Source organism: Veillonella intestinalis (assembly GCF_943192895.1).
Lineage (GTDB): Bacteria > Bacillota > Negativicutes > Veillonellales > Veillonellaceae > Veillonella_A > Veillonella_A intestinalis.
The window spans coordinates 1-16,029 of sequence record NZ_CALPCB010000002.1 but is presented as its reverse complement, the minus strand read 5'-3'; the positions used below and the strand labels follow the sequence as shown (position 1 = coordinate 16,029).

The following is a 16,029-nucleotide window of genomic DNA, read 5'->3' as shown; positions in this document are numbered from 1 at the left end:
CCTCCTCTTAATCGCGCAGGGCTGTTTCCACTGCATTATAGACATCTCGTCTTGAAACGCCTGTCCGTTTAGCTATTTCCCGAATGGCCTCTTTTTTTGCCATTCCTTCTTCCATAAGCATCGTTACAGCACTTACATAATCACTAGCATCAACTTGTGTATTTTCATTCTCACTATTTTCACTATAGCTAGCACCACCAATGATTAACACAAACTCGCCCTTAATAGTAATCCACGCCTCAGCCTCCTGTAAATTAGCTAAATCCGTGCGCACAAAGGTTTCAAACTTCTTAGTTAATTCTCGACCTACCACTATAGGACGGTTGCCTAAATATTTATATAACTCCTGTAACGAGGCTTGTAAACGATGAGGTGCTTCATAAAATATCAAAGTACCTTCATACGTTGCCACGCGCTCTAATAAAGCCTGACGATGACTACTTTTTTTAGGTAAAAAACCTAAAAACGTAAATTCCCTTGTATCTAAGCCTGAAGCAATGAGGGCTGTTAAAGCTGCATTAGGTCCTGGTAATGGAACTACTTCAATAGACGCCTCAATAGCAGCTTGCACTAATTCAGCTCCAGGATCTGAAATGGCCGGCATACCTGCATCACTAACAAGAGCCACATCATGACCATTTAAAAGTAATTCCATAATAGGTTCTTCTTTCACTTCTTTATTATGTTCATGATAGGAAATCAAGGGCTTTTTAATATCAAAATGCTTTAATAGCAACCCACTATGACGAGTATCTTCGGCGGCAATGGTGTGAACTTCCTGCAACACACGAACAGCCCGATACGTCATATCTTCTAAATTGCCAATCGGCGTAGGCACCAAATATAAGGTTCCTTTCTTATCGCTCATACCAACTACGCACCTCCTCACTATACACCTTAGGTTGCTCATATATATACAAAGGTGGCTCTGTAATAAGGCCAACCTGACCAGCTTTACAACTCTCTATCAAAACTAATTTAGCTTTTGTATGGGGAAAACTATGCACATAGCGAAGTCGCTTAGGTTCTAAATTGGCAGAACGTAAAGCAACTACTAAATCTACCAATCGTTCCGCATTATAAATCCACCACACCTGACCACGGTATTTTACTAATCGAGCCGCTGCTTGCACAATCGCCGCCAAAGAATACTTCATCTCATGACGTGCTAAACTTACATCAAGCGCTTGAGGCTGTTTTCCCTGTTGCGAATTAAAATACGGCGGATTGATAAGAATACCATCAAAACGGCCTATCCACATAGCGCCACTTAATTGACAATAATCAGCTTGAACCACTTCAATGAAGTCTTCTTTCTTATTAAGTTCAACATTGCGTGCCGCTAATTCAGCCATCAAGGGATTTACCTCAATGGCTGTAATCTGCTTGGCCCCACGGGTTGTCATCAACAAAGGGATAACACCTGTACCAGTGCCCAAATCAGCATATGTTCGTTTCTCATGAAATTTTGGAAAATGAGCTAATATAACGGCATCAATAGCAAAACAAAATTGATCTGTTCGTTGCCATAATTTCATGCCCTCAATTAATAAATCATCTAAGCGCTCATTATTCTTCATCAGGCAACACAATTTCTGTCCATGGAAGATCAATCGTGCGACCTTCTTCTAATTGGACTTTGACAGTTTTCTTATTGCGATTGATTTTGAGGACTTTCCCCATCCCTTCATCAGTCACAACATCTTTACCAATTCCTGGTGGCTCCACTACAACAGGTACTACTTTAGCTTTTTGTGTATACAAATCGCCACCTTTAGCATAGAGATCGTTCTCATAGTTTAAGCAGCACATAAGTCGGCCACAAACGCCCGAAATTTTAGTAGGGTTCAAACTCAAGTTCTGATCCTTTGCCATACGAATTGATACAGGCGTAAAGTCACCTAAAAATGTAGCACAGCAAAGTGGACGACCACAAGCACCAATACTATTGAGTATTTTAGCTTCATCACGTACACCCACTTGACGTAATTCAATACGAGTGCGGAATACTGTAGCTAAATCTTTTACTAAATCACGGAAGTCAATACGACCATCAGCGGTAAAGAAAAAGATAATTTTATTCATATCAAATGTGTATTCTACATTGATAAGTTTCATTGGCAATTTGCGATTAGCAATCTTTTCTAAGCAAATCTCAAAGGCCTTTTCTTCTCGCTGTTTATTCTTCTCAACTTGCTTGTAATCCTTTGGCGTTGCCTTACGAATTACACTTTTTAAGGGTTGAACAACAGTCTCAGGATCCACCTGACGAGGGGCAATCACCACATCACCAAACTCTAACCCCCGAGCTGTTTCTACGATAACGCCATCGCCTAAATCTAGGTTAGCACCACCGGGAGCAAAATAGTAAATCTTGCCCGCTTTTTTAAATCTAACTCCAACAATGGTAGTCACTGGGTGTCCTCCTTTATGGCTTGTCGTAGCGCAATTAACACGCCATCCATGACTAAACCGGCTTTTACATATAATCGAAGTGCCTCTTCGGCCGCTAATGTCTCTCGTTCCACCGCTAATAGCGATTTAACCCGCCACTGTTCTAAAATGGCCAACATCCGCGCTTTTTGTAAAGGACACTGTAATACTTCATCGGGGGCACCAACGCGTAGTGCCATCATATCTCTTGCTAATAGGCGTAACCACCCCATAAGCTCTCTCATATCATCCCGACTCAATGCTTCTGTTTGCAAACTTAAGTGTGTAAAAAATAATCGTCTAGGTAATCCTTCCATAATTTTCATAGCTTGTTCTAATAAGGGCAAGGCCCCTTTCAACGCAAGTTCACGAACTAAGGCAGGATTCCCTTGACCAGCACCTAAAGCTTGTCGTAAATCACCTTGAATACCTTCCTTAGCTAACGCAGCTTCAATCTCACTATCAGCTACAGGCCCAAAAGGAACTAGCATGCAGCGAGATTTTATAGTAGGTAATACAGTGGCAATTTGATTCGTAATAATAAGGAAAAAAACATTAGCTGGGGGCTCTTCAATAGTTTTTAACATAGCATTCGCCATCACTGCATTGGCTGTATGAAAGTCTTCCACTATTACCACCCGGCGCCCTTCACTAGCCCGTCCTAAATAAGAAGTAAGCAATTCATACCATTGCTCAACTTTTAGCACAGATTTCATAGGGCGCAGCCAAAAAGCATCGCCTCGGTCAATATATATAGGCAAACCCTCTGCTTCTGTCTTTTTCTCTGATTCACCATCTGCTACGCGAGCTGAAGCTACAGCTTCTAAAAAAGAAGCCCCTCCATCGGGTGAAAAAACAGGACGACCTATTAATAAGGACGCCAATCCTATTGCCGTATTGAGTTTTCCTAGGCCTTGCTCACCATATAGCAATACACTATGTGGTAATGTACCTCGTTCAACCAATGCTGTTAAATGAGCAATAATCGAACGCTGCCCAATGACATGATCAAAATACGACATAGCACCTCCTGCGTAACGTTTCTTGCTGAAAAATCCTTTATAAAAAAGACCTTTACAATATATTATTATATACCGTAAAGGCCCTAAAAAACAACTTATTACTTCTCATCCAACAATGAGCGTACAGCTCTATAAACATCGTCATGAATCGCTTCAATAGTCCGAAGCTGATAGTCTTCTGTTGTACAAGGTATTCGTTGCCACCCATATCGCGCCACTAACTCATCATAAGCACCATGAACGCGCTTTAAATACTCATGATCCCGCTCATGAATATCACCAGTAGCACCACCAGTTTTATGTTTCCGGTCACGCATCAAAGCTTCACTAGCAGCTAAAGGCATATCCAATAAGCACACTAAATCAGGTCTAGGCAAACCAAATTTTACAAATTCAAACTCTTCTAGCCAATCTAAAAACTGACTTCTAGCTATAGGGTCTTCATATTTTACCATTTGATGAACCATATTAGACGTAGTATAGCGATCAGCCAATATAATACTGTCTGACTCGTAATCCTGTTGCCAATCCATACGAAAAGAAGCAAACCGATCCACTGCATATAAACTACTTGCTACAAAGGGATTAACATCATTGGGATTCTTACCAAAATCACCAGCTAAATACATTTTAACAGGCATCGCCGCTGGACTATCATAATTAGGAAAACTAACCGCTTTTACGGTATATCCTTCTTTTACTAGACGGTCTTGCAATAAAGCAGTTTGCGTTGCCTTACCACTGCCATCGCCACCTTCAATAATAATCAATCGACCCATATTACACCTCACCGCACATCTTCAATTACTTGAATCATAGTTAACGATTTATCTGCACTCCCATTGGGAACATATCCTTGGGCTTGTCGCTCTCTTATATATTCTACCACAGCTGGCGTAATTCGTTCACCTACAGCAATAAATGGAATACCTGGTGGATAATAACTAATAGTCTCACCACAAACACGGCCTATAGCTTCCACTAAGGGGATACTAGTCATAGGCTGGTAAAATCCTGCCCGTGGCGTTAACACAACTTCTGGAGTAGGTAGCTTTGTGCTTAAAATAGCACTATCAGAGCCAGCCTTTTCTTCCTTTAAATCAGTCATGTTAGCATGGTTTAAAATAGAAGCTTTACTCTCTATAGTCGCTGTACTCTTATGAATAGAAGCCTTCTGTGCAATGTGATGAACGGCTTTTACCAGCCGCCCTATTGAATCAGCAGTATCCCCTATGGTAATTAAGACTAAGACATGATACCCCTGTACTAACTCAACTTCAATACCTTCCTTACGCAACAGCTGTTCCGCTTCACTCCCAGTTAACTGCAACGCTTTAAAGTCTATCAATACTTTGGTCTGATCATACTCATAAATATCAGCAAAATCATCAGCCTCTGGTACAGCAATGCCTGGTATTGCCTGCAATGCGTTCCGCAAGTCGTTAGCTAGCTGTTCCGCTTGCCCTACCAAAGTTCGTCCTTCCATAGCCATTTGTTGCCGCGCCATATCTAAGGAAGCCAAGAAAATATAATTGGGACTCGTGCTTTGCAACACTTGATGTGCTTGTGTAATACGTCGTTGATTCACAAGTGATCCCTGACAATGAAGCATAGAAGTCTGGGTTAAAGAGCCTATTAATTTATGCGTACTCTGCGCTACTACGTCAGCTCCGCATGCTAAAGCACTGTGAGGTAACTGTTTACCAAAAGGTAAATGAGCGCCATGGGCTTCATCAACTAACACCATCACACCATGAGCATGAGCCACTTCAATAATAGCTTTTAAATCAATAGCAATACCGTAATAATTAGGATTTACTAAAACTAACGCTTTTGCTTCTGGATGAGCCAATAAAGTAGCTTCGACTTCTGCTACTGTCGTTCCCAAAGGCACTCCCCAGCGTTCATCAAAACGGCCATTCAAATAAACAGGCCTAGCACCACTCAAAAGTAAACCGCCCATAACTGAGCGGTGCGCTTCACGAGGTATAATAATTGTATCATCAGGACCTACAGTCCCCATAATCATGGTTTCAATTAAAGCAGTTGTACCATTAATAGAAAACCAAGTTTGATCAGCTCCGTATAATTGGGCTGCTAAATCTTGTGCTTCTTTTAAAGCCCCTTCTGGTTCATGCAAATCATCGAGGGCATACATAACACCTAAGTCATAGGGTAAGGCATTAGCCAACCATTGTCTTAATTTTGTAGGTGCCCCTACCCCTAATTTATGCCCTGGTGTATGAAAGGCAGTAAAACCATCCTTCGCATAAGCTTCTAAGGCTTCTACAAAAGGCATTCGTTCTTGTGAATATTGTTTCTCATTTCTACTATGAACTTCAATTGTACTTTGAGCTTCAACTATACGTTGAGCGTCAACAGTATTATAAGCATCAGTTGTACTCTGAAGTTCAGTTTTGCTATGAGGCTCACTATTAGCCGTCATTTTATTTTTCTTCATATATTTTAACGCATACCTCTTGCCAAACTGTCTATTTGAATGTATCTACAAAATACTGGCGTAATTCTTGACCTCGTTCGCTACTAGTCTGAATTCGTTCTAAAGCTTGGCGCAATGAATCTTGTAAACGATACGTATGGAACTCAGAAGGTTTCACCCAAGCAAAGTCAGTATGTTCCTCTGATAAAACAATATCTCGACTGGTAGCTTTTGCGATAAAAATAACACCCGTTAAGAATTGCAATTTTGTACGTTTATATGACCATAGTCCAGCTACATCTAATAATTCTACCGTTAAACCTGTTTCTTCTCGCACTTCTCGTAAGGCCGCATCATGTAAATCTTCACCAAATTCTAACCCACCACCAGGAAATTCCCAAGGTCTAAGGCCTTCTCGATCTTTCTTCTGTAAAAGTAACACATCTCCATCACAAAAAATCATACACTTTACTGACATCCCCATTCGTGGGGCTCGGCGTGTTCTTGGTGACAATGGGCGTGATTTACGATTTTTACTATTTTGACGTACGAACATGCAATCCTCCAGTATATAGCTCACTTAAACTCTACTCTTTATTCTTCCAAATCTATATTATAAACTTCAAATCCATATTATAAATTATTTTATATCGAAAAAAAAGAGACTATAACTCCGTATAGTCTCCTGTGTCTTACGCTATCTTATTTACTATAAGCGGCTGCATACTGCGTCCCAAGCGTTACATATTTTTCCATTTGCTGAATAACATATCGTAGCTGTCTGCCACTTAATGTTGTTAATTCTTTGCCTTTTGAGGCGTTATTAATAATGTGAGAAATCTCGAAACCACTATATCCCAGCACCGATAAGCGGTTCGATAAACTTTTAATCTTGTTCATAATCGAACCTCCTTGTAATAATGTCTTACAGCGATTTGGGTTAAAACCAACTGCTCTTAAAGTGGTTGGGTTATTACCACATACCCTTTTCGACTGCACAGGAATGTTCAAGATTATGACGTTGTTGGGTTTAAAGTTCATCCTCCTCAAGCATTAACACTGACAATCTATTCCGGATAATATATCAATTATATCGAAATTATTAGAATATGTCAAGTTATTTTTAGGCTGAGTTTAAAATTATAACATATTCACTCATATGTTGCAAATAAAATCAAATCTTAATTCCGACGCCCTTTCTTTGGATTGTATAAGTTCATTCCCTTATCAATCCCCACTTCTAAGGTGCCTAAAATTGCCTCTGCCATGGCTTTAATCCCCTTAGAAACCTTTTCTTGTTGGTCTTCAGGGAAAGGTGCTAACACATGATCAATAACAGTCCATTGTGGCAAAGGACGACCAATACCAAAACGGAAATGAGGAAACTCTGATGTCCCTATATGAGCAATCAGTGATTTAATCCCATTATGACCACCAGCACTACCATTAGGGCGAATGCGCAATTTACCGACTGGTAAATCCATATCATCATAAACGCAATATACATCGGCTGGGTCAATTTTATAATAACGCATCAAAGGGCCTACTGACTCCCCACTAGCATTCATAAATGTCTGTGGTTTTACCAGTAACACTTTTTCACCATCAATAGTAATTGTGGTAATTAAAGCTTTAAAGTCTTCACGCCATGGTGTATGAGCTTCTTTTTCAACCATAGCATCAATCACCATAAAGCCTATATTATGCTTTGTCTTCTCATACTCTTTGCCTGGATTTCCCAGACCGACTACCATTTTCACTGTTTAAATCCTTATCCTTCATAGTCAACACACTACGGGCTGAACCAAACAGTCTGTAGGTGTATTATTTATCAAATAAATTACTTACCGACACTTCGTGGAAGATACGCATAATCGCTTCGCCCAATAAAGGTGCTACTGATAATGACGTAATATTAGGCAATTTATGTTCTTCTGGCAAATCAATCGTATTCGTTACAATTAATTCTTTAATATTGGAATTAGCAATACGTTCACAAGCAGGGTCTGTTAATACAGCATGTGTTACACAGGCCATAACAGATTTAGCACCAAATTCTTTAAGCGCTTTAGCCCCTTCAACTAAAGAACCAGCTGTATCAACAATATCATCAATGATAATACAGTTTTTGCCTTCTACATTACCAATTAAATTCATTACTTTTGCTACCCCTGGTTGAGGCCGTTTCTTTTCAATAATCGCAATAGGCGCTCCAATACGGTCAGCCAAATCACGAGCCCGTGTAACGCCACCAAGATCTGGAGATACTACGATTAAATCTTCCATATTTTTTTCATTAATGTATTTTGCTAAAATAGACGCACCAAATAAGTGATCCACTGGCACATTAAAGAAGCCTTGAATCTGACCAGCATGAAGATCGATAGTTACCAATCGAGTAATCCCTGCTGTTTGCATTAAATCAGCTACTAATTTAGCTGTAATTGGTTCGCGACCACGAGTTTTGCGGTCTTGACGTGCATACCCATAATAAGGTACAACGGCTGTAATATGACGTGCTGATGCACGTTTTAGAGCATCCGCCATTACTAACAATTCCACTAAATTGTCATTCACTGGATAGCTTGTAGGTTGTACGATGAAAACATCTTTACCACGTACACTTTCATCAATCATAATTTGAACTTCGCCATTGTTGAAACGACCTACAAATGCTTCGCCTAAAGGTAAGCCTAAGTAATCACAGATTTCTTTCGCCAACTCTGGATTTGCATTGCCTGTGAAAATTTTAAGTTTCTTACCGTCTTCAAATGCCATGATTCAATACCCCTTTTGCTTATTAATAACTTCGTTGCTCCTAGCAAACCTCATTCTTTATTATTGTATACTATTTACTACCTACATTGCAAAAAAGTAATCAAAATTTTTTATTTTTTCTTAAATGTATCATCAGTTACCCAATTTTCTTTCACAATTTGACGGGCACGACCAACAGCCAAAGATTTACTTGGCACATCTTTAGTAATCGTTGAGCCAGCTCCAATATAGCTATAATCACCAATAGATACAGGTGCTACTAAGTTTGAATTACAACCTACAAAAGCACCATCGCCAATATGCGTACGATGCTTTATTTTCCCATCATAGTTGACTGTAATTGTACCGCAGCCAATATTAACACCACTGCCTACATCGCTATCACCAATATAGGATAAATGTGGGAACTTAGTGCCTTCACCTACAATACTATTTTTCACTTCTACAAAGTTACCAATGTGAACACGTTCACCAATCACCGTATTAGGTCGTAAATGAACATATGGGCCAATATCAGCACCAGCTTTTACCTCACAATCATGAGCATATGTAAAATAAATAACAGCACCATCACCAACAACTACATTCGTAAAACGACTGTGCGGACCAATTTCACAACCTTCGCCAATGACTGTATTCCCTTCTAAAATCGTTCCCGGATGAATCACTGTATCGGCACCGATTTCAACCTCCGGTGCAATATATGTGTTACTAGGATCAATTATAGTCACCCCTTGATCCATAAACTGGCGGTTCGTACGATTACGCAATATCCGTTCTGCTTCTGCCAATTGTGCACGCGAGTTAACACCTAAGGACTCTTCTTCATTATCCATCATGTAGGCACTTACACGGTCACCTTGATTTACAAGAATGCCAACTACATCTGTAATATACAACTCACCCTGTGCATTATCATCAGCTAATTGCTCTAAACAAGGCCATAATTTTTGACTATCAAAGGCATACATACCCGTATTAATTTCTTGCACAGCCAATTCGTCTGGACGACCATCCTTTTGTTCCACAATGCGCAATACTTTGCCAGTTGCCTCATCACGAATAATACGACCATACCCTGTTGGATCTGCCATATGAGCTGTTAATACTGTAGCCGCTGCACCAGTAGCCTCATGTTCAGCTAATAAAGCTTCTAAAGATTCTTTGGTCACTAATGGTGTATCGCCACAGAGCAATAAAATTGTCCCTTCATAGGCGCCCAATAAAGGCTTCGCTTGTTTTACCGCATGGCCAGTCCCCTTTTGTTCATGTTGGGTTACAAATTCAGCTTGGTCACCCAAATGAGCTTGCACCGCTTCACCACCAAAGCCAACGATAACAATATTACGTTCTGTACCAACAGTTTTTACTGTATCAAGAACTCGTTCTACCATAGCCTTACCAGCAACAGCATGCAATACTTTTGGCAGTTTAGACTTCATGCGCGTTCCTTTGCCCGCTGCTAAAATTAAAGATGTTATATGTTTCATAATTAGGCCTCCTCATTAGGCTTGCAATATACTGGTTCAATATCAACTGTCCGTGCGGTTTCATCAACCCCATTTAACACGAGTAATGCTTCATAATCACCGACTACTTTAGGACTAGGTGAAGCTGTTGCTACTAAAACGCCAGTCCCCACGACGGTGCCTCCCATTTCAGTGACTAACTCTTTCATACCGTTAGCCGTGCCACCAGCTTTCATAAAATCATCAATGAGTAGCACTCTAGATTTTGGTGGAATCGCCCGTTTTGTCAATGACATAGTTTGAATCCGCCGCGAAGATCCGGTCACATAATTAATACTTATAGAAGACCCCTCTGTTACCTTACTATCACGGCGTGCAATAACTAAAGGTTTATTAAAAGCACGTGCTACCATGACCGCTAAAGGAATCCCCTTTGTTTCAACGGTCATAATATAATCTGGCCTCCGTTCAGCAAAGCGAGTCATAAAAATCTCGCCTAAACGGCTCGTAATATGCCAATCATATAAAATATCTGACATATATAAAAAACCACCAGGAATCACTCGATCTGGTTCTTGTAAACGCTGCTGTACTTCTTTAAGAACGGCAAAAGCCCGCTCTCCTTGACGATACGGTATAAACCGAACACCACCAGCTACACCAGCTACTGTTTCAATGGTTCCTAATGAAAAATGCTGTAAGGATGCTTTTACACAACTTAAATCTTCGCTTAACGTTGATTTAGCAATATCAAAGAATTCGCAAAAATAGCGTAAAGATATCAATTCTTGCGGAGAATCTACTAACAGTTTAGTAAGCGCTACCATGCGCTCGACGCGTCGCACTTTTTCCACTGTATACCTCCTTATACAAAAAAATAACGTTGTCGCCTCAGCCAACAACTCTTTTCTCTCTTTAAGGATACCACAAAATAAGTATTAAATATATACTTTTCCCTAAAAAACCATACATTAAGAACTAAAATTTTTCGAACGTTCGTATAACACAAAAAGCCCTCGATTCCTATCGAAGGCTTTTGCTGCATTTTAGATGTTAATAATTAAATACCTACCAAGTACTAACTCTTCTCTAAAATATATCCCTATTAATCTAATACATATACCGTAACCGTTTGACGACCAAATTGAATGGCCTCACCATGCGAATCCATGGCTAAGTCGATACGATTACCTATAATACTGCCACCTGTATCATCAGCTACCGCATAGCCATATCCTTCTACGTATACAGCTGTGCCTAAAGGAATCACATCAGGATCAACAGATACATAGCCTCGTTTTAATAAATTACCACGAGCTGTGTAAGCTGTATTACCTGGATCATATGCTGAATAGGCAGTAGCGTTCATTGTCAGAGCTTTCTTATACTCTGTAGGAACGCCTGGTTGCTGAGAAAGCAACGTCATTGTCTCACTATCTACTTCACCAGTTACAGTTAAGCCATTAGCTTCTTGAAAGCGTTTTAAAGCGCTAGCTGTTCCTTGACCAAAGATACCATCAATGGAACCTGGTGAAAAACCACTGCTGGCTAAACGAGTTTGCAAGTCAGAGACAGAGCGGCCTCGATCGCCAAAACGGGAAACTTCCACGTTATTGCGCACATTGCGAGACTGTTGCGCTGCTGCAAACAGCTTATTGTTCTCTTTCATCGCTGCTAAGGTATCACCATCAACTCGGCCAGTAGCAGATAAGCCCATTTGTGATTGAAATGCGCGTACTGCATATTCTGTATTATTGCCGAAAATACCATCAGCTTGGTCTACAAGGTACCCCTGCGTTATCATCAAACGCTGAACAAGTTGCACCTCACTACCGCGATCACCGCGTCCTACATCGGCTAGTACAACAGATGTACAAGCCATTAGAAACGTCAAGAGAACTGTCACTATTCTAAGTTTTCTCAATATTTCCACCTCGTATCTAAATGCAACACTATTTTACCGTATTTTGGGCTTTTTGTCAAAATTTGCCCCTTTTAAGCAATACTTGTCACCACTTTTTAGGCTTAATTCAAACAATTTTCCCACCATGATTACTTTTTTCAAAATAAAAAGAGTTGCTTTCCCCAAACAATCCAATTTAGGATAAACAACTCTTTTATTACGAACTTACTATATGATTCTAACTTATCAGCAATTGCAAAATATTATTTAAATAAGCACACCTTACTCATAAAAATCATCTGTTTCAATAACTTCACATTCTGGCGCTACATAACGAAGAACTACATAGCCCAATACGCCAGATACGATAGAACCTAGGAAGATACCTACTTTAGCTAATTCTTGAGTATGTCCTGGCTCTAACGCTAATAAATTAACAAATAGACTCATAGTAAAGCCTACACCACAACAAAGTGCTACACCATACATATGTGTCCAAGTCAACTGATTTGGTAGTTTTACTAATTTAGATTTTACCAATACTAGCATAATGCCAAAAATACCAATCTGCTTACCTAAAAACAAGCCTAAAGCAATCCCTAACACAACAGGATGAAATAAGTCACTACTCTGGAAATCGCCAAATGATACACCTGCATTTACAAAACCAAATAGAGGCACAATTAAGAAAGTAATCCATAAAGCCAATGCATGATGCCATTGATTTAAAGGAAGAATCTCTTTATCCCCTTTCCATACTCGCGATGGAATTGTCATAGCTAAGATAACACCGGCTAAGGTAGCATGTAGACCCGATTTAAAAATACAGAACCAAAGGGCAATCCCCAAAATCGCATAAGGCCAAGGGCTTACTACATTCTTTTTATTAAAAATTAATAAAAGAATAAATATGGCTAACGCCCCACCCATAAAAGCAAAATTAAAGGTTGTGGTGTACACCGCAGCAATAATAATAACTGCTATTAAATCATCTACCACCGCCAAAGTTGTTAAAAACACTTTAGCCGCCAAGGGCGCCCGCGTACCTACTAATGAAATAATACCTATAGAAAAGGCAATATCAGTAGCTGTTGGAATCGCCCAACCACGCAATAATTCTGCATCACTATAATTAAAGGCTGCATATACCAACGCTGGTGCGAGTACCCCCATAAGGGCTGCAATAGTTGGCAAGAATCGTTTTGCATGGGTGTTTAATTCCCCTTCTAGCATTTCATGCTTTACTTCTAGCCCAACGCCCAAGAAGAAAATAGCCATCAATACGTCATTAACCCAAAGTTCAACGGATAGTGGCCCTAACATCAGATGTAAAAATGAGATATACGCCTCAGACCACCCAGAATTCGCAATGCCTACTGCAAGAATTGACATTAATAACAATAGTATACCACCTGTAGCAGGTGCATGTAATAGTTCTTTTAAACGCTCCATGTACTCCCTCACTTCAAATTATATTTAATATATACTGCTTAATAATTCGTCATTAATAAACACTAAATATATTATACCGCAAATAAAAAGAGGCTTGCAATAATGGAAGAAGCTCACCACTCTAAAATGGTGAGCCTTTTCCGCAAGCTAGTATTACTAAATTGAATACTAAAATAAATTATGAGTCTTTCTTTTCTAATTCCGATACATCTGGCGTAAAATAACGTAATACTACATAGCCAATGCAACCAGATAAAATAGATCCAATGAAAATCCCTATTTTAGCCATCTCTTGCGCATGACTTGGCGGGTACGCCAATAAGTCCACGAATAAACTCATTGTAAAGCCAATCCCGCAACAAACAGCTATACCATACACGTGAGACCAAGTCGCATGAACCGGCATATCAACTAGTTTAGCCTTAACTAAAATAAATACTGTACTAAATACCCCAATTTGTTTGCCTAAAAAGAGTGCTAGTGAAACGCCGAGAACTACTGGATGGAATAAATCGTTGAATGAAAAATCATGGAATGATACGCCTGCATTAATAAAACCAAACAAAGGTAAAATTATAAAAGTTATCCACTTAATCAACGCTGCATTCCATTGAATTACTGGTGAAATCCACTTACCTGATTTATACTGTGCTCGATATGGAATCGTCATAGCCAAAAATACACCAGACAACGTAGCATGCAAGCCAGATTTAAAAATACAATACCATAAAATAATGCCGAGTAATACATAAGGTAAAGGATTGAATATATTTCGCTTATTTAAAATCATTAGCAAAATAAATATTAATACACCAAATCCCATGTATAAAAATTGTAAGCTCTCTGTATAAAAAGCAGCTATAATTACAACAGCAATTAAATCATCAACTACAGCTAACGTCGTAAGCAGAACCTTCATCGCAACAGGTACACGCGATCCCAATAAGGATACAACACCAATAGAAAACGCTATATCCGTAGCCGTTGGAATAGCCCATCCTCGATGATATAAAGGGTTATCATAATTAAAAGCAAAATAAATAATAGCAGGCACTATTACCCCACAACAAGCAGCAATAGTTGGTAATACCCGTTTTGCATTTGTATTTAATTCCCCATTAATCATTTCATGCTTGATTTCCAAGCCTACACTTAAAAAGAAGATTGCCATCAGCACATCATTCACCCATAATTCAACTGGGAATGGTCCTAAATTGAATTTCAAGAACTGAAAATACTGTTCTGAAAATGGTGAGTTAGCTGCTCCAATGGCTAAAGCTGCAGAAATTAACAGTAGAATACCGCCAGCAGAGGGAGACTGTAAAAAAGCTTTGATTTGACTCATACGCGTCCTCTTCTTTCTAAAGAGATACTTTTCAATATAGTCTGAAAAGTATCTCCTGTATAATTATTTCATTCCGTCATTTTATATATAATATTATATCATCTTTTATCAACAAACAGAAATTCATTTTGTGCATTTTGAAGGTACATCTGTCTAATTAAAGAATAACGAATAAAAAGAGAAGGAATTATGTCTATCAAGTAAAAATAAAAGAACCATACTTTCGTATGGTTCTAATAATGGTGACCCAGGAGAGATTCGAACTCCCGACCTTTTGATTCGTAGTCAAACGCTCTATCCAGCTGAGCTACTGAGTCATGTAAATTTTCAATTATGTGAGTAAAATGGTGACCCAGGAGAGATTCGAACTCCCGACCTTTTGATTCGTAGTCAAACGCTCTATCCAGCTGAGCTACTGAGTCATAACTTACCACTCGAATATGATACCACAATATACTATCCAATGCAAGCATAATTTAAAATTCATTCAAAATGAATTAATCTAGCCTAAACAATAGAATGAGCGACCCTAAGGTCGCTTTCTATATTGTGGCAGGGGCAGTAGGACTTGAACCCACAACCAACGGTTTTGGAGACCGCTACTCTACCAATTGAGCTATACCCCTATGTAGTATCAAGTCACACTTGATACTAGAATATAATAACAAAAGTTGAGTAAAATGTCAAACACTATTTTAATATCTTAAACTCAGAATTTAAATACATCCTATCATATATTTTTTTACCATAGACCCTCTATAAATTAATAGTAAAACACATAAAATTGTATTTTCTAAGGCTCTAGGAGGCGAAAAATTTGCCCTCCTATTCAACCTACTAATATCCAATAAGATTATAAATAGTGTAAATAAAAGAGTTGTAGCAGCTAAAAGAATATTAATAGAGCCTTATTTTTCTAACTATCACATTCTTAGTGCTTTTCACTTATTGAAACCATTTGCTAAGAAGTTTTTAATATCGATTTAAGTAATTCATTTGATTTTGTTCGCCCTTTTACCCCTATAAAGGCAGTTTACTACTTTTCTCAGCTTCTGGTCGGATAGGAAGCTATACCAAAAAAGACACCAACCTAAGTTGATGTCTTTGATCAATCAGCGACTACCTATCCTCCCAGGCCGCTTCCAGCCAAGTACTTTCGGCGTTTACGAGCTTAACTACTGTGTTCG

At 39.1% G+C, this 16,029-nt stretch carries 15 protein-coding genes and 3 tRNA genes; all 18 read right to left on the bottom strand.

The window, feature by feature from the left end:
* Window positions 1-7: 7 nt before the first annotated feature.
* On the bottom strand, window positions 8-868 hold the full coding sequence (gene rsmI, locus NFR27_RS01495) for a 16S rRNA (cytidine(1402)-2'-O)-methyltransferase (RefSeq protein ID WP_251444231.1): 861 nt from the start codon (window positions 866-868) through the stop codon (window positions 8-10).
* Window positions 858-1,580, bottom strand: a complete 723-nt coding sequence (locus NFR27_RS01490) for a tRNA1(Val) (adenine(37)-N6)-methyltransferase (protein WP_251444229.1) — start codon at window positions 1,578-1,580, stop codon at window positions 858-860. The genes rsmI and NFR27_RS01490 overlap by 11 nt, the downstream gene beginning before the upstream one ends.
* On the bottom strand, window positions 1,570-2,415 hold the full coding sequence (locus NFR27_RS01485) for a PSP1 domain-containing protein (protein WP_251444227.1): 846 nt from the start codon (window positions 2,413-2,415) through the stop codon (window positions 1,570-1,572). The genes NFR27_RS01490 and NFR27_RS01485 overlap by 11 nt, the downstream gene beginning before the upstream one ends.
* Window positions 2,412-3,455, bottom strand: a complete 1,044-nt coding sequence (locus NFR27_RS01480) for a DNA polymerase III subunit (protein ID WP_251444224.1) — start codon at window positions 3,453-3,455, stop codon at window positions 2,412-2,414. The genes NFR27_RS01485 and NFR27_RS01480 overlap by 4 nt, the downstream gene beginning before the upstream one ends.
* A 98-nt stretch (window positions 3,456-3,553) precedes the next feature.
* Complete coding sequence (locus tag NFR27_RS01475) at window positions 3,554-4,234, bottom strand: dTMP kinase (RefSeq protein ID WP_251444222.1); 681 nt, start codon at window positions 4,232-4,234, stop codon at window positions 3,554-3,556.
* Window positions 4,235-4,242: 8 nt separating this feature from the next.
* On the bottom strand, window positions 4,243-5,754 hold the full coding sequence (locus NFR27_RS01470) for an aminotransferase class I/II-fold pyridoxal phosphate-dependent enzyme (RefSeq protein ID WP_251444256.1): 1,512 nt from the start codon (window positions 5,752-5,754) through the stop codon (window positions 4,243-4,245).
* Window positions 5,755-5,947: 193 nt separating this feature from the next.
* Entirely contained in the window at window positions 5,948-6,451 is a 504-nt protein-coding gene (locus NFR27_RS01465) for an NUDIX hydrolase (protein WP_251444219.1), read from the bottom strand.
* A gap of 146 nt (window positions 6,452-6,597) precedes the next feature.
* Window positions 6,598-6,795 carry a hypothetical protein gene (locus NFR27_RS01460; protein ID WP_251444216.1) on the bottom strand — a complete coding sequence of 66 codons (198 nt, stop codon included), beginning with the start codon at window positions 6,793-6,795 and terminating at the stop codon, window positions 6,598-6,600.
* 281 nt (window positions 6,796-7,076) lie between these two features.
* A complete protein-coding gene (pth, locus tag NFR27_RS01455; protein ID WP_251444213.1) occupies window positions 7,077-7,655 on the bottom strand; it encodes an aminoacyl-tRNA hydrolase in 579 nt (192 codons plus the stop codon).
* Between the two features lie 64 nt (window positions 7,656-7,719).
* Window positions 7,720-8,673 carry a ribose-phosphate diphosphokinase gene (locus NFR27_RS01450; protein WP_115309481.1) on the bottom strand — a complete coding sequence of 318 codons (954 nt, stop codon included), beginning with the start codon at window positions 8,671-8,673 and terminating at the stop codon, window positions 7,720-7,722.
* A 110-nt stretch (window positions 8,674-8,783) separates the two neighbouring features.
* Complete coding sequence (gene glmU, locus NFR27_RS01445; protein ID WP_251444210.1) at window positions 8,784-10,163, bottom strand: bifunctional UDP-N-acetylglucosamine diphosphorylase/glucosamine-1-phosphate N-acetyltransferase GlmU; 1,380 nt, start codon at window positions 10,161-10,163, stop codon at window positions 8,784-8,786.
* A 2-nt stretch (window positions 10,164-10,165) separates the two neighbouring features.
* Complete coding sequence (gene purR / locus NFR27_RS01440) at window positions 10,166-10,996, bottom strand: pur operon repressor (RefSeq protein ID WP_251444208.1); 831 nt, start codon at window positions 10,994-10,996, stop codon at window positions 10,166-10,168.
* A gap of 251 nt (window positions 10,997-11,247) precedes the next feature.
* Window positions 11,248-12,024 (bottom strand): peptidoglycan-binding protein, encoded by a 777-nt coding sequence (locus NFR27_RS01435; RefSeq protein ID WP_251444205.1) that lies wholly within the window; start codon window positions 12,022-12,024, stop codon window positions 11,248-11,250.
* A gap of 303 nt (window positions 12,025-12,327) precedes the next feature.
* The gene (gene nhaA, locus NFR27_RS01430) at window positions 12,328-13,497 is read right to left on the bottom strand and encodes a Na+/H+ antiporter NhaA (protein ID WP_251453880.1); all 1,170 of its coding nucleotides are present in this window, start codon (window positions 13,495-13,497) and stop codon (window positions 12,328-12,330) included.
* A 178-nt stretch (window positions 13,498-13,675) separates the two neighbouring features.
* The gene (gene nhaA, locus NFR27_RS01425; RefSeq protein WP_251444198.1) at window positions 13,676-14,842 is read right to left on the bottom strand and encodes a Na+/H+ antiporter NhaA; all 1,167 of its coding nucleotides are present in this window, start codon (window positions 14,840-14,842) and stop codon (window positions 13,676-13,678) included.
* Window positions 14,843-15,082: 240 nt separating this feature from the next.
* Window positions 15,083-15,159, bottom strand: a tRNA-Arg gene (locus tag NFR27_RS01420).
* Window positions 15,160-15,187: 28 nt separating this feature from the next.
* A tRNA-Arg gene (locus NFR27_RS01415) sits at window positions 15,188-15,264 on the bottom strand.
* A 128-nt stretch (window positions 15,265-15,392) separates the two neighbouring features.
* A tRNA-Trp gene (locus tag NFR27_RS01410) sits at window positions 15,393-15,468 on the bottom strand.
* Window positions 15,469-16,029 lie beyond the last annotated feature (561 nt).